This is a genomic window from Paenibacillus sp. J31P13 (genome assembly GCF_056269295.1).
Genome location: NZ_JBWDNR010000001.1, coordinates 526,538 through 548,126, shown reverse-complemented (window position 1 = coordinate 548,126; position 21,589 = coordinate 526,538). Strand labels below are relative to the sequence as shown.

At 42.8% G+C, this 21,589-nt stretch carries 19 protein-coding genes; 2 read left to right on the top strand and 17 right to left on the bottom strand.

Annotated features, from left to right (window positions below; all coding sequences use genetic code 11):
- Window positions 1–200 precede the first annotated feature (200 nt).
- The 3 genes from AC0YOD_RS02240 to AC0YOD_RS02230 form a co-directional block, all read right to left on the bottom strand.
- Window positions 201–1,049 carry a carbohydrate ABC transporter permease gene (locus tag AC0YOD_RS02240; RefSeq protein ID WP_475797614.1) on the bottom strand — a complete coding sequence of 283 codons (849 nt, stop codon included), beginning with the start codon at window positions 1,047–1,049 and terminating at the stop codon, window positions 201–203.
- 2 nt (window positions 1,050–1,051) lie between these two features.
- Window positions 1,052–1,993, bottom strand: coding sequence for a carbohydrate ABC transporter permease (locus AC0YOD_RS02235; protein WP_475797613.1), 942 nt, complete (start codon window positions 1,991–1,993; stop codon window positions 1,052–1,054).
- Window positions 1,994–2,063: 70 nt separating this feature from the next.
- Window positions 2,064–3,374: an ABC transporter substrate-binding protein gene (locus AC0YOD_RS02230; protein ID WP_475797612.1), complete on the bottom strand. Its 1,311-nt coding sequence runs from the start codon at window positions 3,372–3,374 to the stop codon at window positions 2,064–2,066.
- A gap of 303 nt (window positions 3,375–3,677) precedes the next feature.
- Between AC0YOD_RS02230 and AC0YOD_RS02225 the strand changes: the two genes are divergently transcribed.
- Window positions 3,678–4,622: an ArsR/SmtB family transcription factor gene (locus AC0YOD_RS02225; RefSeq protein WP_475797611.1), complete on the top strand. Its 945-nt coding sequence runs from the start codon at window positions 3,678–3,680 to the stop codon at window positions 4,620–4,622.
- Window positions 4,623–4,714: 92 nt separating this feature from the next.
- Here AC0YOD_RS02225 and AC0YOD_RS02220 read toward each other — a convergent pair whose 3' ends face one another.
- The 12 genes from AC0YOD_RS02220 to AC0YOD_RS02165 all read right to left on the bottom strand — a co-directional run bounded on the left by AC0YOD_RS02220 (window position 4,715) and on the right by AC0YOD_RS02165 (window position 18,256).
- Window positions 4,715–5,626, bottom strand: a complete 912-nt coding sequence (locus AC0YOD_RS02220; RefSeq protein WP_475797610.1) for an N-acetylglucosamine kinase — start codon at window positions 5,624–5,626, stop codon at window positions 4,715–4,717.
- Window positions 5,627–5,682: 56 nt separating this feature from the next.
- A complete protein-coding gene (locus tag AC0YOD_RS02215; RefSeq protein WP_475797609.1) occupies window positions 5,683–6,822 on the bottom strand; it encodes an exo-beta-N-acetylmuramidase NamZ family protein in 1,140 nt (379 codons plus the stop codon).
- Window positions 6,823–6,900: 78 nt separating this feature from the next.
- Window positions 6,901–7,605, bottom strand: coding sequence for a PIG-L deacetylase family protein (locus AC0YOD_RS02210; RefSeq protein ID WP_475797608.1), 705 nt, complete (start codon window positions 7,603–7,605; stop codon window positions 6,901–6,903).
- Window positions 7,602–8,573, bottom strand: a complete 972-nt coding sequence (locus tag AC0YOD_RS02205) for a GNAT family N-acetyltransferase (RefSeq protein WP_475797607.1) — start codon at window positions 8,571–8,573, stop codon at window positions 7,602–7,604. The genes AC0YOD_RS02210 and AC0YOD_RS02205 overlap by 4 nt, the downstream gene beginning before the upstream one ends.
- A gap of 28 nt (window positions 8,574–8,601) precedes the next feature.
- A complete protein-coding gene (locus tag AC0YOD_RS02200; RefSeq protein WP_475797606.1) occupies window positions 8,602–9,777 on the bottom strand; it encodes an anhydro-N-acetylmuramic acid kinase in 1,176 nt (391 codons plus the stop codon).
- A 21-nt stretch (window positions 9,778–9,798) separates the two neighbouring features.
- Window positions 9,799–10,656: a carbohydrate ABC transporter permease gene (locus tag AC0YOD_RS02195; protein WP_475797605.1), complete on the bottom strand. Its 858-nt coding sequence runs from the start codon at window positions 10,654–10,656 to the stop codon at window positions 9,799–9,801.
- Window positions 10,657–10,677: 21 nt separating this feature from the next.
- Window positions 10,678–11,580: a carbohydrate ABC transporter permease gene (locus AC0YOD_RS02190; protein ID WP_475797604.1), complete on the bottom strand. Its 903-nt coding sequence runs from the start codon at window positions 11,578–11,580 to the stop codon at window positions 10,678–10,680.
- An 88-nt stretch (window positions 11,581–11,668) separates the two neighbouring features.
- Complete coding sequence (locus AC0YOD_RS02185) at window positions 11,669–13,144, bottom strand: ABC transporter substrate-binding protein (protein ID WP_475797603.1); 1,476 nt, start codon at window positions 13,142–13,144, stop codon at window positions 11,669–11,671.
- 43 nt (window positions 13,145–13,187) lie between these two features.
- The gene (gene murQ / locus AC0YOD_RS02180; RefSeq protein WP_475797602.1) at window positions 13,188–14,102 is read right to left on the bottom strand and encodes an N-acetylmuramic acid 6-phosphate etherase; all 915 of its coding nucleotides are present in this window, start codon (window positions 14,100–14,102) and stop codon (window positions 13,188–13,190) included.
- Between the two features lie 237 nt (window positions 14,103–14,339).
- Window positions 14,340–15,203, bottom strand: a complete 864-nt coding sequence (locus AC0YOD_RS02175) for a MurR/RpiR family transcriptional regulator (RefSeq protein ID WP_475797601.1) — start codon at window positions 15,201–15,203, stop codon at window positions 14,340–14,342.
- Between the two features lie 268 nt (window positions 15,204–15,471).
- Entirely contained in the window at window positions 15,472–16,848 is a 1,377-nt protein-coding gene (locus tag AC0YOD_RS02170; RefSeq protein WP_475797600.1) for a (Fe-S)-binding protein, read from the bottom strand.
- On the bottom strand, window positions 16,841–18,256 hold the full coding sequence (locus tag AC0YOD_RS02165; RefSeq protein ID WP_475797599.1) for an FAD-binding oxidoreductase: 1,416 nt from the start codon (window positions 18,254–18,256) through the stop codon (window positions 16,841–16,843). The genes AC0YOD_RS02170 and AC0YOD_RS02165 overlap by 8 nt, the downstream gene beginning before the upstream one ends.
- A 118-nt stretch (window positions 18,257–18,374) precedes the next feature.
- Here AC0YOD_RS02165 and AC0YOD_RS02160 point away from each other — a divergent pair, with 118 nt between their 5' ends.
- Window positions 18,375–19,091 (top strand): FadR/GntR family transcriptional regulator, encoded by a 717-nt coding sequence (locus tag AC0YOD_RS02160; RefSeq protein ID WP_475797598.1) that lies wholly within the window; start codon window positions 18,375–18,377, stop codon window positions 19,089–19,091.
- A 249-nt stretch (window positions 19,092–19,340) separates the two neighbouring features.
- Here the strand turns inward: AC0YOD_RS02160 and AC0YOD_RS02155 are convergent, their stop codons facing one another.
- Entirely contained in the window at window positions 19,341–19,523 is a 183-nt protein-coding gene (locus AC0YOD_RS02155) for a hypothetical protein (protein WP_475797597.1), read from the bottom strand.
- 118 nt (window positions 19,524–19,641) lie between these two features.
- Window positions 19,642–21,261: an S-layer homology domain-containing protein gene (locus AC0YOD_RS02150; RefSeq protein ID WP_475797596.1), complete on the bottom strand. Its 1,620-nt coding sequence runs from the start codon at window positions 21,259–21,261 to the stop codon at window positions 19,642–19,644.
- Window positions 21,262–21,589 lie beyond the last annotated feature (328 nt).

Sequence of the window (21,589 nt, the reverse complement as noted above, 5' to 3'; positions counted from 1 at the left end):
CGAAGGAGATTGTAGTGGTTTTTTCTGTGCTTTTTCATCTATTTTAACATAGAGATGTGATGCGTTCAAATGCCTCTCACTCCATAAAACAACATTCTAATAAATTGATAAACGACGTTAATTACTGGAATTATCCTTGTCTTCACAAAGTCTACACTTCTTTTTCAATTTAGTAAGCTCAAGCTTAGGTATCAATTGAATTAGCCTTTTACTCCGCCTGCAGTCATCCCTTCAATGAAGTATTTCTGGAAGAACAGAAACACAAGAAGAATGGGACCAATTGCGAGCACAGCACCTGAGATTAACATATCAAAATTATTACCGTATGGCGTGAGCAAGGTGGCTAGTCCAATCGGAATGGTAAGCTGCTCTGTTGTGCGAAGAACGATCAGTGGCCATAAGAAGTTATTCCAAGCAAATAAGGCTTGAAGAATAGCCATAGACGAGAACGCGGGTGCCATTAGTGGCATCATGATTCGGAAAAAGGTACCGAACTCCGTTGTGCCGTCAACACGTGCAGCGTCTAGAAAATCTCTCGGCAATCCGCTTGCGTACTGACGAAAGAAAAAGATTGGCAGCGGCGCAACAACAAAAGGAAGGATTACTCCCCATATGCTATTGATCAGCTTCAAATTAATAGAAAGCTTATAGAGCGGAAGGATAATAATTTCAATCGGCACCATCATCGTAATCAGAACGAGCGCAAAAATGATATTGCGGAATTTGAATGAATACACTGCCAAGCCATAGCCAACCATTGAGGAGAAGAACAAACATAGTGACGTAAAAATCGCGGTAATAATCAAGCTGTTCTTGTACCATGTCAAGTACAGCGATTTGTCTGTAAATAAAAAGGTATAGTTTTTAAAAGAAAAAATGTCTGCACTCATCTTCAGGTTTAGACCAAAACGCATAAGCTCCTGCGCCGGTTTAAAGGAGGCGATCAACAGCGTGACTAAGGGAAACAACGCGAACGCCGCAAATAGGAGAAATAAAAGAAGAAGGAGCACTGTATTAATCGACCATTTATGTCTCTCTGCCTTATTCACCGCTACTCCTCCTTCTTGAACATGCCGAATAATTTGAGCTGACCAAGCGTGATGACCAGTGTAATAACAAGCAGCGCAATGCCAACTGCCGAACCTAGACCAAGATTGTTTTGCTCCAGACCATTCCGGTACAGATACCCTACAATTGTCAGCCCAATGTCATTAGGTGAACGATTGCCGTTCCATAACATATAGCTCTCTGTGAACATGGCATAGCCGCCGTAAATACTTATCGTAAATACATAGATGGAAATTGGTTTCAGCAGCGGGATCGTAATTTTCGCAAATTTATTCCAGGTCGAGGCACCGTCAATTTCTGCAGATTCATATAATTCCTTTGGGATGTTCTGAAGGCCAGCCATAAAATACAGCAGATTCACGCCAATCCATCGCCAAGCCGCCAGCGTAATGAGTGTTAACATGGCTAAATGTTCTCTGCCCAGCCAGCGCTGCTTCTCAAAGCCTAGCGAGGTGACAAAGGTATTCATTAAGGAGCCGTCCAGCTCTCCGAAGGCAAGGCGGAAGATCGTTCCTGCTACCACTACAGATGTCAGTGCAGGTATAAACAGCGTCGAACGGAAAAAGTTTTTGGCTACCATCACCTTTGAATTAAGGAAGACAGCTAACAAGAGCGGAATAGGAATGAGGATGAGTAAGGAAAATAAGGTATACTTGCTGCTGTTCATGATCGCTTTCAAAAAAGTCGGATTCCAGAGATCCTTATAATTCGAGAATCCGATATATTTAACCTGACCGGGCAGTACCTCTTGAAAGCTCATATTAATAGCCGACACGACCGGATAAGCAAAGAAAACGATAAAAGAGAGCAGAAAAGGCAATACAAAAAAGTAAGGAGCAACCTTCTGTGAATACAAGATACTGGAGTTTCTCTTGATCTTTGGCGGTTCTACTCTCCCTGCCGCCTCAGGCGATCCGTTCGCCATACAACGTTCCTCCCCTTTCGAATAACAGTATCACTAGCCTCAGAGAGGCTAGTGATACATTGAGGTACTATTATTTAAGTTGGCCAGCTGCTTCCTTCAGTACTTTGTCAACATCCTCTTTGTCCAGCAAAGTGCGTACGAGGATAGAGGTACGGAAGGCATCCGAAATTTTTGGCGTGTTCTCATTGATGATGACACCTTCAATTTCAGATTTGACGTCAGTCAGTACGTTGAAAATGTTATCTCCAAAAAATTCAGTGAATTTATTGGGCTCGCTTAGTGCAGGATCTGTCCATACATCCGAACGAAGCGGATCGAAGCCTAGCTGTTTCCAAATTTCGATATTCCCTTCTTTGCTGACCTTTGCGAAAGCTAGGAAAGCTTTTGCCAAATCAGCATTTTTCGTTGTCTTCGTTACAGCGGTACCCGTACCGCCCATACCAGCGGAGCGAGGATCGCCTTCTTTCCAAGCAGGCATCGGTCTGATGAGTATCTTGCCTTTCAAATCAGGCATATAATCGGTGAAGCGACCCATATACCACATTGGCATCCATACGGAAGCTGTCCCCCCGCCGTTCATGAGTCCATAATACTCCTCACTGTGATGGTTGCCGCCAGGAGTGGGTATGGCGATTCCTTCTTTGATCATGTTTTGTTCCCATTTAAGCGCATCTGCAACAATAGGGCTCGTAATATTCACCTGACCTTGAGCTGTCTGGAGATCGTCATTGCCTGGCGCTTGTGCGACTTGAGGCCATAGTGACCACATATCTGAGGTTTCAATTGAAGTCATAGGCTTGCCGGTTTTCTCAAGCACCTTCTTGCCCGCTGCTTCGAAATCAGCCCAAGTCTTAATATCGTCGACATTAACGCCAGCCTGGTCTAAGATCTCTTTATTGTAATAAATGACAGCAGCTCCTACGTGGAAGTCTATCCCGTAATACTTGCCGTCTTTGGCGTATATATCTAGTCTTGATTTCACTAGATTCGTAATCTCGGGGTCAATTACATCGTTGAGTGGAAGCAGCTGTGGCTCGCCTTTTAGAAAATTGGGGAATTTATTTAATTCGATATCTGCTAAATCAGGGGCACCCGTTCCAGATTGAAGCGCAACCAATAGTTTGTTATGCATATCATCGTACGGGAAAGTATTTGCTACCAGCTGTATTTGGTTATCAGGATTAGCCGTATTCCAACGCTTCGCCATATCCTCGTAAAAGGTTTGATGAAGCTCGTTGAACGTCCAAAATTCTAATTTCGTCCCTTTTTTATTTCCGCTTGATTCACCATTTTTGTCTGTCTTATTGCCATCGGAGCAAGCTGACAAAATCGCAGTAAGCATAACTAGAAGAGAAAGCATGACTATTAATTGCTTCTTCACTTCTTTTCCCCCTTATTAAAAATAAGATTCTATGCTTAATCCCAGTAGGATCAAAGCCGCTGCATGGTAAAAACGAATCACTTTAAACTTATTAATGTTTAGTTTAGATTAATCTAAACTAGTCGATGGGATTATCATAATAACCACCCTATAATTTGTCAATAAGAAAATGAATGCGTTTTCTTATCTTCTTTTACTTTAGGTTTATCTAAAACAAATAACAGTTAGGCTCTTTTCAATTACCCCACTTTTGAATTATAATCAATGTAATAGATGCTTAGCAGAGAGGGGCGGAGAACGACCTTGATCCATATCAAAGAGCTCCGGTCAGGATTAAATATTTTCAAAGCGCTTAGCTCTGAAATTCGAATTGAGATTTTAGAATTGCTGACAAAAAACGACAGTTTGAATTTGAATGAAATTGCCGAGAAGCTCGGTCTCACTAACGGTGCTATTACGATGCACATAAAAAAGCTGGAAGAAAGCGGATTAATTGATATCACTACCGCAGTCGGGCGACACGGCATCCAAAAAATATGTTATCTGAACGAAGATATATTAACCGTAGATTTGAAAAGTAAAGAGACGGAAAATGTCTATGAGGTAGAGATCAAGGTTGGTCACTATTGTGATTATCACGCGGAACCAACCTGCGGCTTGGCTACAAAAGACAGCATTGTCGGTGAATTCGACAATCCTCGCTATTTTGCCGATCCTCAGCACATTAATGCTGGAATTGTATGGCTTGCCAAAGGGTTTCTTGAATATCGTATTCCTAATTACCTTAAGTCCAATGAAAGCTTCAGCGAGCTGCAGTTTATGCTGGAAATCGGATCAGAGGCTCCCGGTTTCAACGACAACTATCCTTCTGATATCGAATTTAGCGTAAACGGCGTTCTTATTGGCATGTGGACATCACCCGGCGACTTTGGTCATGAGCGAGGTAAAAACAATCCAGAATGGTGGCCCCCCCATTTGAATCAGTATGGCGTATTGAAGCTTGTACGCATCAACAAGGAAGGCTCATTCATTGATGGCTGTTTAATTTCGGATGTTACTATTGCAGATATTCAGCTCAATCCCAATGCTGACATTAAATTCAGGATCGGTGTCTCCGAAGCTCAGAATATCGGCGGTCTCACCATATTCGGGCAAAGCTTCGGTCATTTCAAACAAGATCTTATTGCAAGGGTAATCTACGATATCGATAAGGTTGATCATAATATCCAAACCTATGAAGCTAAATAAAAACAAAAAAAAATATGACCTTAGTGATGAAATAACAGAATGATTCAATCACTAAAGGCATATTTTTTTTGTTCATGGACTATATACTTGGATTATTTCAAAAGACTCTTCGCCATTAGCATAGCACCGCTGGATGCATCTCTTTTGGCTGAAATACATTGTAAATCTGGATAGCGCTGATTTACTATTCTCATAAATGCAGTTCGAACAACGTCAGATTTCAGCAGTACACTACCCGACATAGCAAGAATACCGCTTTGCAGTGATAACTTCTCTACGACAGGCACGACTAATTCCAGTAAGGACTCGGCACTTTTTTGGGCGATGACAAGCGCTGTTTCGTCGTTCAATGCACAGGCTGCTGACAAAATAGGCGCTAATGCGGCTATGTCTTTTTTGTGCATTTTTTTGTCATAAACAAAACCAATGATCTCTCTAACCGTTTTTAATCCAAGCTGCTCATATACCATGCTTGTAATTATAGTCTCGGGAGAACGTCCATCATACTCCTTCACAACAGCTGTGAGCAGATCCCGGCCAATACTATAGCCGCTCCCTTCATCATCAATCAGATGACCGAACCCGCCAGTTCGATGCGTAAGCTCACTCTCATTTTTGCCGAAGCAGATAGAGCCTGTGCCCGCGATCAAGATCATGCCATACAAGCCATCTTGCGCTCCGCTAAGAGCTGTTTCATGGTCGCCGGTTATGATAAGCTTCCCTTCGTATCCGCATTCTTTTACATTCCATTGCAGGCGATAAATGACTTCTGGATTGCTAATGCCAGCTGCGCCAATACAAATTGCTGCGCAATTTTCCAACCCTCCGCATGCCTTTGCAATTCTTTCAAACATCTCTTTCAGATTGCGGCCTATGCTCGCCGCATCCTGACCATTATAGTTAATCCCACCAGAAGTGAAGGTATGGATCACGCCCCCAAATTCATCCGCAATGGTAACCGCGGTTTTGGTGCCGCCTCCGTCTAATCCGGCAACATATCTCATCCTCTATTCACTTCCTTATACTCTTTTCCTAAATGACAGATTCAATTTAATCGCATCTAATACAGATGATATTGTTGTTTCATCTCAGCAAACGCAACACTTTCCACACGGAATTGTTCCAATAGCGCAGGCACATTCACTGCTTCATCTCGGTAGAGCTTATCACCGCATAACAAATCGATAAAGGGTCTGGCATTTTCCTTCACTGGCGGCAGAAATGAGAAGGACTCATACATCTCTTTAATCGTAAACAGCAGTGTAACCCCTGTCTCCAATGGCTGCAACTCATGCGCATCTATAACATGCAGCTGTACACCGCTGCATAGCTCGCCTTGATGCTTAGAGAAGGTTGGCTTAAAATATACCGGACGGAACAGGACGCCAGGCAGCTTCTTACGATTCATCTCATCAGCAAGCTCCTCTGCTTGGATAAACGGAGCGCCTATCATCTCAAAAGGAAGGGTTGTCCCTCTCCCTTCAGATAGATTCGTGCCCTCGAACAAGCAAGTACCGCTATACAGCAATGCCGAGTCAAAGCGCGGCAAGCCGAGCGAAGGATAAACCCATGGACGTCCGGTTTCAGGGAAAAGCAAGCGTCTATCCCATCCTTCACAGAGCACGACGTTCAAATCACAGTTCCACTTCATCTGATCATTCGCCATTACTGCTACTTCTCCGGCAGTGAGTCCATAACGCACACTAAGAGGATAATTGCCAACAAACGATTGGTAGCCTTCTTTGAGAATATTCCCTTCAACCGTCACGCCATCCAGTGGATTGATCCGATCAAGCACGACAAAGGATTTTCCTGCATTCGCACAATCTTCCAAAGCATAGAGCATCGTATAGATAAAGGTATAATACCTCACGCCCACATCCTGAATATCGTATACGACCATATCCACCTCGTCCAGCATTTCTGCTGTTAGACGCTTGGAGTCTTTGCGATACAAGCTGTATACAGGCACACCTGTAAGCGGGTCCAGATAGTTATCAACCATAGCTCCAGCAGCTTGATCCCCTCGCACACCATGCTCCGGAGAAAATAATGCGACTAGATTAAAATTCTCTTTTAGAATCTGAATCGTCGATGTAAAATCATTATTTAGTCCTGTAGGCGAAGTAATCAGCCCTAGTCGTTTTCCTTCGAATAAATGAGCATATTTCATAATATTATCAATACCATTCCTGATCATAGCTACCTCCCCTAAATGAATGCAAGATTCAGAAATGACCGTAACAATTAGCTTGTTACAGTCATTTCTCCACTCCGATTACAATTCAGTTTTAAGTACACGCATGCTTTCTTCAGGGATCATGAATGTCTCGGCATATTCTTTCCTAGCCTCAATACCACGAACTCTAGATAAATGCTTATAATACTCCAAGTAAGGAAAGGATTTGCTTCCTGTAACGAACCAATGCAGGGAAACTGCCTTAATCCATAAATCATACGCTTCCTTCGGGAAGTCCACATAGATATATGGTTTATAGTCAACCGCATCCTCCCAGTTTTCCGCATAATAGAGCCTAGACGCAAAATGAGATGGAAGATCACGTTTCATTGCAGCTAAGCCAGCAAAGAAGCGCGCGTCATTAACGATACGATGCGTCGTCATATGATCCTTATGCATGCTGTTTTTAAAGTGAGTGATAATGATAGTAGGACGTACTTGGCGAATGACATCACATACCCGCAGCCGCATCTCTTCATTGTCCTGCAGCTCACCGTCAGGAATGTCGAATACGATGGCTTCGCCACCCAGCATCTCAGCAAATGCTTCCGCTTCCTTCACCTTCTGTGCACGATATTCATTCACATCTTGTCCAGCCGGGACACCTCGTTCACCTGCAGTAAGCGCTAATGTCACAATCCGACCACCCTTAAGGGAATGGTTTGCCAATACGCCGCCTGCCGTCAGCTCCATATCCCCTACATGTCCGCCAATCGCTAATATCGTTACTTGTTGATCACTCATCTCAAAAACTCCCTTCTCATAACTGCAAATTCTTTCGCGTGTTGAAAACCTGCTCTCTCATATATACGAATGGCAGGATTATTCCGGCCCGTAAATAGAGACATATACTCGGTACCTATACTTTGAAATGCTTCACATAGCTTGAAAAATAAAATACTGCCAAGTCCATGCCCCTCATGATCAGGATGCACACCAATTCCAGCAAAAAAGGCACGACCATTTTCCTGACGAATAACCGGTCCGGCAAAACCCACTGTTTTACCTTTATAAGCTGCAATAACCATTGCGGAACCGCTTTCAATATAGGCAGGAATTTGTTTCTGCCACATGGGATTGTCGAAACCTGACAGCATCTCTTCGACACCGCTATGTTTTCTAGAATCAAATAACTCGACGCTATAACCCTCAGACGCTGATTTGGCTTCTTTCTCCCTAACATCTTCCGGTATAGAGAAGCTGGCAAGATTCAAATACATGGCACATTCTCTTGAACGATCTATATATCCTTGGCTTAATAAAAACGGATAAAGCGCGCTCTCTACAGGTACACCAGGTGCGTTGTTGTGTTCATGCTTAGGTGTATACGGAATGTACCACGGCAATAACATGGGATTAAAGAACAGAAAATCGGCTTGTCTTTTACCCAAATCTTGAAAGCGATGCTCCACTGCCTCTAACATAAGCCTATAATTTTCATTATTTTGAGAATCATCGGACAAAACGATACAAGTGATATATCCAGCAATGCTGCCTAGCGGCAAGTCATCCCCCGTACAACCAGAAGCAAAGCCTTTTACTCCTCCCGATTCCAGCAATATAAAGGTTGACTCCCGATCGAAATAAGGGCTGGACAAAAAGATGTCTGTAAAGCTGATTTCCGAAAGTTCTTTGTAACCATCTTTAACGGCTTCCTTGTTCCACAATGCAATGACCTCTTGAATATACTGATTATCCCAAGTAACGATCAAGATCGGATACCTCCATCACTGTAACAAGCTAGTATGAAATTTTCCCCATAATAACGGCACGATCCGCTCCAGTGACGTTAGGAAGATTGTTTGGCAATTGCGCTAACGTATAGTCGGCAAGCACAGCAAAAGCAATGGCTTCTTTCGCATCACTATTACGACCAAGCTCTTCTCCAATAAGCACCTGCACACCCATCTTTTCCATTTCTTCACGAAGATATCGGATAAGTACTGGATTATAGCTTCCGCCGCCGCCCACTATCATCGCATCAGATGGATGATTCTCTTGAATAAACCGGCGATAGGCATCTCCAATTGACCACGCCGTTAACATCGTAATTGTTGCTACGAGATCCTCAGCGGATAAATGGTTAGCCTGCTGATAGGTCATTAAACGATCAATGTAGTCAGAACAAAATAGTTCTCGTCCTGTCGATTTCGGCAAAGGCAGCTTGTAGTATGGCTCTTGTTGAAGCATCTGAAGCAGGTTCATATCGATATGCCCCCTGTCCGCGATAGCTCCTCCGATATCCATCATTTTCTCGCCCGCATACAAACGTGCAACCACCCCATCGATCAACATATTGCCCGGTCCTGTATCAAAAGCATAGACATCCTCCGGAGCGCAATGGGCAGGAATGACCGTTATGTTTCCGATTCCGCCTATATTTTGAAACAATAATGTTCGATTTTCTTCACGATAAAGCAGATATTCTGTAAAAGGTACGAGAGGAGCGCCTTGTCCGCCCACAGCCATATCCGCTACGCGAAAATCAGATACGCACGGAATTCCTGTTCGAGCAGCTATAACAGCTCCTTCTCCAATCTGCACCGTATAGTGCAGATTAAATCCATCTTTTAGCTCTATTTGGGGAGCATGATAAATCGTTTGACCATGAGAGCCAATGACTGAAACATTCTCAGGTAATAGCCCCGCTTTCGCGACTACAGACAAAACGGATTCTGCATAAAGCTCGCCCAGCCACATATTCATTCGTCCGATTCGATCTACAGTAGCCTTGCTGGGATCAAACAGTGAAAAAATTTCTTCTCTGACATGAGCCGGATAAGGCCTATTCTCGAATGCAATCAATTCCACATGAGGCTGGGCTCCAAGCGAACCATCTATTTGAACCAGTGCAGCATCAATACCATCTACAGATGTACCAGACATCAATCCTACGGCATAGCGACGATTCTTCACAGAATAGTTTTTTGAGATCATTTAACCTTTCACCGCTCCTACAGTAACGCCCTCCAAGAAATACTTTTGCAGGCTGAAGAAGAGAATAAACATAGGTAAAGCAGATATGGTGGCGCCTGCCATCATCGGGGCGAAATAAGTTGTATTTGCAAAACGGAAATTTTTCAGACCGACTTGAATGGTTTGCATATCCATCGTATTCGTAACGAGAAACGGCCAGAAGAACGTGTTCCAGCTATCCATAAATGTTAGAATTGCCATTACAGCCATTACGGTTTTTGATAGAGGCAAAATAATTCTTAAATAAATTTGGAACTGATTACAGCCCTCAATTTTTGCACTTTCAATGATTTCTTTTGGAATAGAAGTCATGAACTGCTTCGCAAGAAAAATGTTATAAACAGTAACTAATCCCGGTAAAATCAATGCGCTGTACGTATTTGGAATATCAAAAATATTTACAATCAGTATATAGAGCGGTACTTGTGTAACCTGATAAGGAATCATCATAGCGCAAAGCAATAATGCAAAGAGCACGTTTCTTCCTTTAAAATGTATTTTCGAGAAAGCATAACCTGCCAAGCTAGCGAAAAACACATTGGAAACCATAACGCTGGTTGCCACAATCAGAGAGTTGAACAACCATCTAAAGGAATGCTCACTGTAACTAAAGAAGAATTTATAGGATTCAAATGATATCTTGCTAGGAATCAGGGAGTAGCTCATCGCACCTGCTTCAACAGGATCCCCGAAGGAGGAAATAATCATAAAATAAATGGGAAAAAGCGTTGCCAAGGCAAAAGCAAGAAGCAAGATAATAATTACTGTATTTCTAATATATTTTAGTGCATTGTTATCTAAATGATTGTTAAACAGCATGTACTGATCCCCCTCTTCCCCTTAATATTCCACGTCATTGCCAAGGAATTTGAATTGGACCCATGCTATTCCAGCTATGATTAACGCCAGTATCAACGATTGTGCAGCTGCTTTGCCGAATTCAAAATACTTGAAAGCATTATTAAATATGAGCAAGCCTACCATCGTGGTTGCATTATCCGGGCCTCCGCCAGTCATCAAGTACGCATTCTGAAACACTTGGAAAGAACCGATGACACCAGTAACTAATAGAAATAAGGTCGTTGGTTTTAAACAAGGAATGACGATATACCTAAGCTTCTGCAGGAAAGATGCGCCGTCCAGTTCTGCGGCTTCATAATAGCTGTTATCTATACCGAGTAATGCAGCCAAGTAGATGATAATACTCGTACCGTGACTGGATAACCAAGACATAAATACCAATGAGAACATTGCTGTAGCACTTGAGCCAAGCCAGTTCTGATTACTAATTCCAAACAAACCAATCAGTTTATTGAAAATACCGGATGACATAGGATCAAATATCCAAAGCCATACAACCGATAACGCAACACCTGACGCAACTGCCGGCAAATAGTAAACCGCTTTAAAAGTCGTTTGCATCCATTTCTTCAGCGGCAGTATCAAGATCGCTACGCCAAAGGATAAAAGCAGAGCTACAGGGACAGTCAGTATCGTATAAACAACCGTATTTCTAATAGATTGCCAAAACAAAGAGTCATTGAAGGTATTCACATAGTTATCAAAACCTATAAAAGTCGAACCAAGCGGCTTGTATTCTTGAAAACTGATAATGAAGGCACTGGCAACCGGGTAAGCCGTAAACATCGCAAATACTACCAAAGCCACTGCGATAAACGCATATCCCCAAGCTCCATCTCCTTTAATTTTCCTCTTTTTTATAGGTTTAACTGCCTGAATCATATTGCCGCACCTCTTTTCAACTATCAGTTTCACAAATATGTTCGGATAGTCGTATGTTACGCCATACGACTATCCGATTAATGATCAATTAGTCTTTTACAACTCCGTCTTCACCAAATGCTTTAATGGCAGCTGTTTTCACTGCTTCATACATCGCATCAGGTGTAATTTCACCTGCAAGCAGTGCTTGCAATTTAGGAATAATAACTTCATCTTGCAGTTTGATTGCTTTTGCGCCTAATTCAACAGGGATATCAGGACGAGCTGGTGCAGCATGTGAAAGTAGAACTTCAACTGCTGCTACGTTATCAGGGTTTCTGTTAACAGTCATGCTTTCAGCAGCTTTTCTTCCCGATTCTGTAATATGAGCTGCGAATAGATCATTGTTAGTCGTTGCTGCAACCTTGCCGCTAGCTAAGAAGTAAGCTGCTTTTACTACGTTTGCTTTATGCTCAGCTGTTGGTTCTTTTTTGCCGCGGAAAGTAACATAACCATCTACAACTGTGCTGGAAACTGGTTCTGCACCTAGGAAGCTAGGTACAGGAAGTACAATGTATTCTGCTTCGATACTGCCTTGTACGGCACTGCCGTCATTAGCTTTAATTTTTTCATTGTTTTTGTTAGCGGAATTCTCAAAAGTTGCAAGTCCTTTACCTGTAATCATCGTTTGACCCGTTAGGAACATGTTCCAACGTTTACCTGCATCTACTGAGCTAAGCTCTTTCGGCATGGAACCATCATCAATAAGCTCACGAACCGCTTTCAACACGCCCAAGTAGTTTTTGCTTGTGTAAGCAAATTTCAAGTCTTTGTCAAACGCTGCCGGCATACCTGCGCTCTTGATCAAGATGCCCAAGTAGTCTTTAGATGCAACACCAGCAGTTGCGAATACAAAGCCGTAACGGGAAGTTTTGCTTCCATCTTTTACTACACCTTTTTTGATCGCTTCGCGGAACTCATCATAAGTCCAGCCGTTTTTCTGAACATTTTTCCAATCGATACCCGCTTCTTCTAGAAACGCTTTATTTCCGCCTAGTGCATGGACTTCCATGTAGCCTGGGAAGCCATATAACCCATCGCCGTTTTTCATGTATGCAATTGGCGCTTCATCGTAATCCTTGATCATTTCCGGCGTTGCTGTGTCTGTAATATCCATCAGCATACCTTGTTGTACATACTTGGAAATACCGTCAGATCCGATAAATGCAATATCCGGAGGGCTTCCAGCATTGACTTGCGTATCCAGCTTTTGCGTCATGTCTTCCCAGCTTGCTGGTTCGATTTTCAAAGTCAAGTTAGGATATAATTCATTGAATTCTTTTTCCATTTGTGCGAAATTATCTTGAAAATTACCTGAGACCGGAGGAAGGAGCGCTGTAATCGTGTCCTTTGCCGCTGTCGTCTCGGTGCTAGTAGGACTTGTCGCGGTGCTAGTAGGACTTGGAGTATTTCCTTTGTTGGAACCGCCGTTATTATTTGAGTTTCCACATGCTGTCATTGTCGTCAGAGCCATAGTTGCAGCCAATATTGATGCAAAAACATGTACTTTTCTCAAAAAAATCATCCTCCTCAAGGTTATCAAAAATGACACAACGGATTATTGCTAATTAAAGGACTTTACTAAAATTACGAATTGCTGTTTTCAAATTACCTTCGCTTTCAGCAAGTGCCATTCTTGCTTCTCCTGCGCCCAATCCGGTTTTTATCATCATAATAGCAAGCTTGCAGCTCATTGACGCTTCTTCCAGAAATCGGATAGCAGTGTCAGAATCTACATCAGTTGCTGTCTTAATGATGCGAACAGATCGATCATACAATTTGATATTGCTTGCCTTGACATCCACCATAAGATTATTATACGTCTTGCCCAGCTTAACCATCGTGCAAGTTGTAAGCATATTCAGTACCAATTTCTGGGCTGTACCCGCTTTCAATCTTGTCGATCCTGTAATCACCTCTGGTCCAACGACGGGTGCTATACAAACATCGCAGACCGCTTCTAACTTGGAATTCTTGTTGTTTACTAGACCGATCGTTGCAGCGCCAATTGATTTGGCTTTCTGTAAGCTGGCAATAACGAACTTCGCACTGCCGCTGGAGGAAATACCTATCACAGCATCCTTCTCCGTTATTCCGCACCGCTCGATTAAAGCAACCCCCTCCTCCGCATTATCTTCAAATCCTTCAACAGCCACTCTGAGTGCCGAATCTCCCCCTGCGATATATCCTTGAACTAACAAAGGATCAATTCCGAAGGTAGGTGGACACTCCGATGCGTCAAGCACACCGATTCTTCCTGAAGTACCAGCCCCTATATAAAACATTCTTCCACCACTTTTAAGCACATGATGTAAAATATCAACTGCCTTAATAATTTGCGGAATTTCTGCTGCTACAGCAGACGGAACCTTAGAATCCTGCTGATTCATAAGTCGCAGCATCTCTTCCGTTGTACATTCATCTATCATCAGCGTGTCCGGGTTAATTTCTTCCGTGGTCAATCCCGCAAGATACTGATCCATCGTCATCCTCCTTTACCAGTCTATTAATGAGAACCAAATCAGCAGATGTTATGATATCTCACATGACGATTTGTTAATTTTATTTTAACTGTCAGACCAGCTGTCCGTCAATACCTTTTGAAATAATATTTCAAAATAAAAATTTTTACTGTTTTTTTATTTTGTTAAATGGATAAAAAAAGACATCGGCAATAGAATGCCAATGTCTTTCATTTTTGCTGCAAAGGAGTTGATTCTCTAGTTACGATGCTTGCTAGATAGTATATTGTGAGTCTTGGATAGATACTTCTTCACATTCTGATATTCTGCGCTGGCTACTCCAGCAAACAAAATGTCTATGATGGTGAGCATAGCGATACGTGATCCCATAGCACCGCTCCTTATCGTTACCTCAGGTGTTGAAATGCTTAGGACGATATCAGCCTTATCCGCTAATTCGCTCTTATTATATTTTGTGATGGCAATAAGCGTTGCTCCGTTTTTCTTTGCAATTTCAAGTGTTTCAAGAATTTCGAGCGTATCGCCTGAATTGGAAATAAAGATAGCTACATCATCAGGACCTAGAAGTGTAGCAGCTGTCAATTGACTGTGTCCATCCGTATACGTATGGCACATCTTATTAATCCGCGAAAATTTCTGCTCTGCATCCTTACATACGAGTCCGGAAGCGCCGATGCCAAAGAAAACGATCCGATTGCTTGTGCGAAGCACCTTAACTGCCTGTGCAACCTCATTGCGGTCCAGAACGCTAAGCGTGTCTTCAATGGATTTAATATTATTGCGAGAGATGTTGGAAATAATAATAGACAGGTCATCTCCTGGTTGAATATCGGTGTACTGATCCTTCTGTTCATCATCCATTGAACCAAGTGAAGCAGATATGCTGACAATAAAATTTCGGTACCCGCTATAGCCCATCGTTTTACAAAAACGAAGGACAGAAGCATCACTAGTCTTACTCAACTGGGCTAGACTTTTAATCGAAAGATGAGGAATCTCTTCCAAATTATTCAACGTGTATTCCGCTACCATTCTCTCGACAGGAGTCAGGCTCTCTTTCATTTCCCGAATCTTGATCAAAATATTATCATTTATGGCCATATATTTACCTACTCACATTAGATTCTTTAGTATTAAATCAACTTTAACATTTATAATAAGGGTATTTATCTCGAAATACAAGATATTCATAAGAAACTTATGGTAATTTTTAGTTAGTCAAAGAATTTTTATTTTGGTTTTAAACTGTCATACTGAAATATAATTACGTAAATTATATCGACAAAAAAGCCGATATTATGAAGGTTTAGGAGCTGAATAACTCCAATTTTTCATAAATAGCGGCTTTTCCATTTCAATATCATATTAATTATTCACCTGATTTTATCAGACGCTCATGCAAGAAATCAACGATATGCATCGCTTCCATTTTATCCTTTGGCTTATACTTCTCAATGCCGAGCTTCATTTGCAGCAGACAGCCCGGGTTGCTGGTCAGCATATACCGAGCCTGCGTTTGATCAGCATGCTCCATCTTATGCTCCAGAAGCTGTCCAGCCATTTCTGGCTGCGTTACATTGTAAATGCCAGCAGAACCGCAACAGCGGTCTGCTTCCTTCATTTCAACGAATTGCACATTATCTATCCGCTTCATCAGCTGTCTTGGAGCACCGGAGCTCTTCATGGCATTACGAAGATGACAGGAGTCCTGATACGTAATCCGCAGAGGAAGGCTATCATTCTCAGACTTGTCTTGAGGTTCAGCGAATAAAGGAATTCGCCCCTTCTCCATAATGAGCTGACTAACGTCAATGACACGCGAAGCAAACCAGCTTGCATCCTCACGCCAAGTCTCATCTTCCCCAAGCAAATGATCATATTCTATGAGCAGCGCTCCGCATCCACCCGCATTCGAGACGATATAGTCAACGCCTGCGGCCTTGAAAGCAGCTATATTTGTCTTCGCTAATTCTCTAGCAGCATCCATTTCTCCGCTATGAGCGTGGAGTGCACCACAGCAAACCTGTGTCTCTGGAATGAATACCTCAAAGCCAGCTTCTGATAATAATTTAACAGTATTTACATTCGTTCCGGCGAACATAACATCCATAATACAACCTCTGAACAAGGCCGCTCTAGCGATTGGTGCTCCTTTAGCTGGGTAGAACGTGCCTAATTGCTCAATGACTCCGCGACCAGTAGCTTCTGGTAAAATGCTTTCCATCTCGCGCATATGCTTCGGAAAAAGACGCATCGCGCCTGTTCCTCTAGCAATTCGCTGCAAGCCGGACTTTTGATAGAGTGCAAGAGAGCGTCCAAGAAGCTTCAAGCGGCTGCGTTGCGGGAAGACGCCTTTAAAAAATAAGTTTCGCAAGCCAGTAACAGGCAAACTATGCTCAGCATGATCCTCAATAGCGTCTCGCGCTTGTTCAATGAGCTGTCCGTATTTCACATCAGCTGGACAGACCGGTTCACATGCTCTGCAGCCTAAGCAATGATTCATTTGATCCTTAAACATTTGATCAGGGTCCATCAATCCATCCGCAACGGCTTTCATAAGTGCAATACGTCCGCGCGGCGATTCAGGCTCTAATCCAGTCTCACGGAAAGTTGGACAAGCCGGCAGACAAAATCCACAGCGCATGCAGTTCGTCAATTGCTCATAATCCAACTTCTTAAGCAGCGTTCGCGACAACGGATTGCTATGCTCGATATTGGGCTTATTCATAACGTCACTGTTAGCCATGCTGAAGTACCACCCTTTTTTTCGTTTCTTTTGCAAAGATTTTACCTGGGTTCAATATATGATCGGGATCAAAGGCAGCTTTGATTCCTCTCATGACCTCCATTCCCGCTTCACCGACTTTCCACTCCAAATAAGGGGCCTTCACAATGCCGACGCCATGCTCACCGGTAATCGTGCCGCCTAGTTCAATTGCAGCTTCGAAAATATCAGCAAATGCAAGCTCTACCCGATGAATCTCCTCTGCATCTCTAGCATCGGTTGTCGCTGTCGGGTGAAGATTTCCATCCCCTGCATGGCCAAACGTAGCAATTGTGACATTATGTTTGCGAGCGATTTCATTAATGCGCAGCACCATATCCGCTATTTTGGAACGAGGAACGGTTGCATCCTCTAAAATCGTAGTAGGACGCAGACGCGCCAAAGCGGTAAACGCACTTCTACGCGCAGTCAATAATTTCTCTGCTTCCTCTCGGTTTGCTGCCACTTCGACGCGATCAGCCAGCTCTTGGATGCAAATTTCTCTAATACGTTCAATATCTCGTTCAACTGCTTCAGGATCACCATCCTGCTCGATCAGAAGAATCGCTTCCATATCCCGCGGCAAGCCCAACTTGGCAAAATCATCCACGACCCGAATCGTTGGATTATCCATAAACTCCAGCGTAGCTGGTATAATTTTGGATTCAATAATCTTTGATACGGTTCTCGCCGCACCATACAAGTCCTTGTACATGGCAAGCATAGTCTTCTTCGCTTTCGGAGGAGGAATAAGCTTAAGGGTTGCTTCCGTAATAATAGCCAGCGTCCCCTCTGATCCTACAAGAAGCTTCGTTAGATCATAGCCAGCCACGTCCTTCATCAGCTTGCCTCCAGTGCGAAGAATGCTTCCATTTGGCAGAACCGCTTCAAGGCCAATCACATAATCTTTGGTTGTTCCATATTTTAGACCGCGAAGCCCACCAGAGCATTCTGCGATGTTCCCGCCAATCGTAGAAATACGCATGCTGCTCGGATCGGGCGGATAGAACAATCCAAGCTCTTCGATATGAGCGGTAAACTCGGCTGTAATCATTCCCGTTTGGACTGTCGCTGTTAAATTCTCCAAGTCAACTTCTATAATCGCATTCATGCGATGCATAACCATGACTACCCCGCCCTGCGCAGGAACGGTGCCTCCACATAGGTTTGAACCAGAGCCCCTTGTCACAAGCGGAATTTTCTCTTGAGTCAGCACCTTCATAATTTCGGATATCTGCGCTGTAGATGCCGGGTAAATAACGCCGTCCGGCAAAGCCTGCAGCATAGGGGTACCATCATAAGAGTGCGAGACTAACGCCTCCATATCATCCCGATAATACTTTTCTCCGACAATCAATCGAAGAAGGCTAACAACGTGCGGACTCAACATTATTATTTTCATCCCCTTTTAAATACTAATCAGGTCATCTGATGACTTTACGTTGATTATAACTTATGATTAAAGTAGAGTATAGTATATAAATCAAAGTTTTTTGGGAGGCGCTGCTGTGCAGCCTATTAAAGTAGAGACTGAGAAAGGTTATGAAATCGTAACTCGGCTAATTCTTGGTCAAATTGAACAAGGCCAGCTTGTACCAGGACAAAAATTACCCTCTGTCGTCGATCTTTCGATCTCATTTGGTGTAGGACGATCTACCATACGGGAAGCGCTAAGCGCTTTGAAAGCGATGGGTTGGGTAGATATCCGTCATGGGGGCGGTACATTTGTAAGAAAGGTTCTTCCAACTGATTCGCAGCATGATACGGGAGATCCCTTCGTAGGAGCAGAGTCGGTAAGAGAAATACTGGAGGTTAGAAAAGTGCTGGAGACCGGTACTGCCGCACTTGCTGCCGAAAGACGAACCGATGACGATTTGAATAAATTACAAGCTATTTTGGGGAAAATGGAACAAGCAATGAATAATGACGATACTTATGAAGGCGAACGGGCTGATGTAGAGTTTCATAGCGCCATTGCTGCAGCATCCCATAACTCGCTTCTCATACAGTTAATGGATTCCTTATCTCAACGTTTGACCGAAACAATTGGTAAGACAAGAGAACTATGGTTCTTTGAGGATAAATCGTCAGCCTCACGGCTGCTCGAGGAGCATCTTCATATTTATGAAGCGATTTCTAATCGAAACCGTACAAGTGCTGTAGAACGAATCGAAGCACATCTCACTAAAGTTGAAAATGTCCTCAATAAATCATCTCATAAATAAGCGACGCAGCATTCTTTTCACTAAAAATCGACCGCTCATCTTCTGAGAGTAGCGGTCGATAGTCGCCAATCCGAAATTAAAATCCACATCATTCACCCTCAAATCGCTTTATCGGTATTTAAATAATCGTAATAAAAGATGTAATAAGAGCGCAACCCTTACCACCGACTACATGTACGATAGTTAAAGGGTCACGCTCAGTTCATATATAAGTATAGGATCTGCATGAATCCATATTGAAAGCACCTACTATTTCTTTTTGCGGTGTAATATTGATACTTCGGGTAAAATATTATCCGTTTGTGACTTTTCATTTCTTCCTTTCAAAATAGCCCAAAGTGCAACGCCATCCGCTACAATTACAAGAACTGCAGCGATTAAAGCAAGATCGTCTGCACTCAAACCATCCCCTTGGTTTCCGTTTCCAGACATAGGCGACTACCCCTTACATTAAACATGGTATGTATTAGCCTATGCGACTACCAAATATTTGATTGGGCGTTTGACAATATTTGCCCATGCCAAACCATTTCAATCCATATATTAGCTGTTAGAACGAATAGTTCAAATACTTATCTGCATTGCGAAGACTAGACCAAGAATCTGCACTTTCGCCGCCCTGATACCAGTAAGCAAAGCCAGCAATTCCATGCTGAAAGCCCGATTTATATTTTGCAGTCAGCGAACGCCCCTCTTCAAGCCACATACGATGCTGCAACCCGTCCTTCTGATAACTCGCTGTATATTGGTCTAAATAATCGTTCCAAACTGGTTTAATGAAGTGAGCAGCCATCAGCTTATTTTGTTCAATTAACGAAATATCTTTAGCGGATGCAGCGGACCCGTCTCCATTCAAGGTCCAATCTCTATTATAAAAAGGCAAAGCCAAAATGATCTTCTCGTTCGAAACCACTTCTATCAGCCTATCCAACGCTTTCTCGACAAATGGCAATGAGGCTACTGATCCTGCAACAGAACCCCCGCCCCAATGTTCATCGTAGCCCATCATCAATAGATAATCCGCTTGCATACCTAGCCTGGCATAATCGAATACATCCGTCCAATCCGTCCCTAGATCAGGTGAGACATTGACGATCAGCTTTGCATCTAATTTATCCAGCTTTTTGCCCAAATCGGTAATGAAAGTCGTGAAAAGGGTACGATCTACGGGGGCCATATTTTCAAAATCGATATTAAGACCATCTAGTTCATACTTTTGAACATACAGTGTTAAGTTATTGACGAGATTATTTCTAGAGAGCGTGTTAGATAAGACACGATGCGTCACCTCTTGATCGCTTCGATTGCCGACCATTGCCCATACTTTCCTTCCATATGTATGCGCCCATGTCACAAGCGAAGGTACCGTGACATCTGTCACCATGCCATTATCCCCCAGAAAATACCATCTCGGTGATAAAGTATTCACTTCAGAGTTAATGACGGATTGACGATATTCCGACGTTGTCTGATTATATTGCCAGCCTAAGTGAATAGGATCCGCCGTTCCCTTTCCTGTTTCTAACTCATATACCCAATTCTTGTTTTGCATAACACGATACAAAAGCATGGCAATCTCTTGTCTTTTAATAGCTGTATTCGGATGAAAATTCCCCTTCTCATCGCCCTTCATTAATCCAAGCTCTTGCATGGCCGCAACCGAAGTTACTGCCCAGTTCGAAATGGAGCTTCTATCATTAAATTGGAGCGTAATCCCTAGTCCCTTATTCATTTGTTGAAACGCCCGAGTCAACAAAACAGCAGCTTCCTGTCTCGTTATGGGAGATGAAGGAGAGAAGGTGCTGGCACTTGTTCCGCCAACTAACTGAAGCTGAACGGCTGCCTGAATCCATCCATAATACCAATCGGTTTGAGCAATATCTCGAAAAGAAGATATCGGGCTCGCGACAGGTTCTAGACCGAGCATACGACCAAGAACCGTAACAAATTCTGCTCGAGTCATTGACTTATTCGGTGAGAATTGCGTTTTCGTCGTTCCCGTTAATATATTTTTTTCATACAAAGATATGATTTCATTTTTCGCATAGCTGCTAGATATATCTTGAAATGGTGATCCCGCTGCCACTTGAGCTGAAACAGTAACAGGCTGCAATAGAACGAGACTGCCAAAACATATACATGCCATTAGCGCTGCATTTAATCGAGTCATAATCGATTTCAAAATAGATTCCTACTCTCTTATAAGAACATGAATCTACCCAGCTTATCAAACTATGATCTAGCATTCATTGTAAAAATATTGGATAGAATGGATGTTCAGGCACTTTAATCGTTCCTTCTGCCATTCCGATTAACTGAAAACTATTTTTGCTCTCCATCTAGCTTCGCCAACTCAAATCGTTTTGTTTATTGATTTACACAACTATGTGTGATAGTTTTTTACATATATTCCTATTTGATGATTGGATTGCGGGTGATCTTTCGTGTATGTATCAGACAACTCTTGGATCGGTTTTATTCATTTTCTTTTCTCATTA

What these genes read in the sequence shown, in the direction of transcription:
- AC0YOD_RS02175 (WP_475797601.1), bottom strand. Translation starts at nt 15,203, where the DNA reads ATGGCCATAAATGATAATATTTTGATCAAGATTCGGGAAATGAAAGAG.
- AC0YOD_RS02170 (WP_475797600.1), bottom strand. Translation starts at nt 16,848, where the DNA reads ATGGCTAACAGTGACGTTATGAATAAGCCCAATATCGAGCATAGCAAT.
- AC0YOD_RS02220 (WP_475797610.1), bottom strand. Translation starts at nt 5,626, where the DNA reads ATGAGATATGTTGCCGGATTAGACGGAGGCGGCACCAAAACCGCGGTT.
- AC0YOD_RS02195 (WP_475797605.1), bottom strand. Translation starts at nt 10,656, where the DNA reads ATGCTGTTTAACAATCATTTAGATAACAATGCACTAAAATATATTAGA.
- AC0YOD_RS02215 (WP_475797609.1), bottom strand. Translation starts at nt 6,822, where the DNA reads ATGATCAGGAATGGTATTGATAATATTATGAAATATGCTCATTTATTC.
- AC0YOD_RS02150 (WP_475797596.1), bottom strand. Translation starts at nt 21,261, where the DNA reads ATGACTCGATTAAATGCAGCGCTAATGGCATGTATATGTTTTGGCAGT.
- AC0YOD_RS02210 (WP_475797608.1), bottom strand. Translation starts at nt 7,605, where the DNA reads ATGAGTGATCAACAAGTAACGATATTAGCGATTGGCGGACATGTAGGG.
- murQ (WP_475797602.1), bottom strand. Translation starts at nt 14,102, where the DNA reads ATGGATCAGTATCTTGCGGGATTGACCACGGAAGAAATTAACCCGGAC.
- AC0YOD_RS02185 (WP_475797603.1), bottom strand. Translation starts at nt 13,144, where the DNA reads ATGATTTTTTTGAGAAAAGTACATGTTTTTGCATCAATATTGGCTGCA.
- AC0YOD_RS02190 (WP_475797604.1), bottom strand. Translation starts at nt 11,580, where the DNA reads ATGATTCAGGCAGTTAAACCTATAAAAAAGAGGAAAATTAAAGGAGAT.
- AC0YOD_RS02165 (WP_475797599.1), bottom strand. Translation starts at nt 18,256, where the DNA reads ATGTTGAGTCCGCACGTTGTTAGCCTTCTTCGATTGATTGTCGGAGAA.
- AC0YOD_RS02155 (WP_475797597.1), bottom strand. Translation starts at nt 19,523, where the DNA reads ATGTCTGGAAACGGAAACCAAGGGGATGGTTTGAGTGCAGACGATCTT.
- AC0YOD_RS02235 (WP_475797613.1), bottom strand. Translation starts at nt 1,993, where the DNA reads ATGGCGAACGGATCGCCTGAGGCGGCAGGGAGAGTAGAACCGCCAAAG.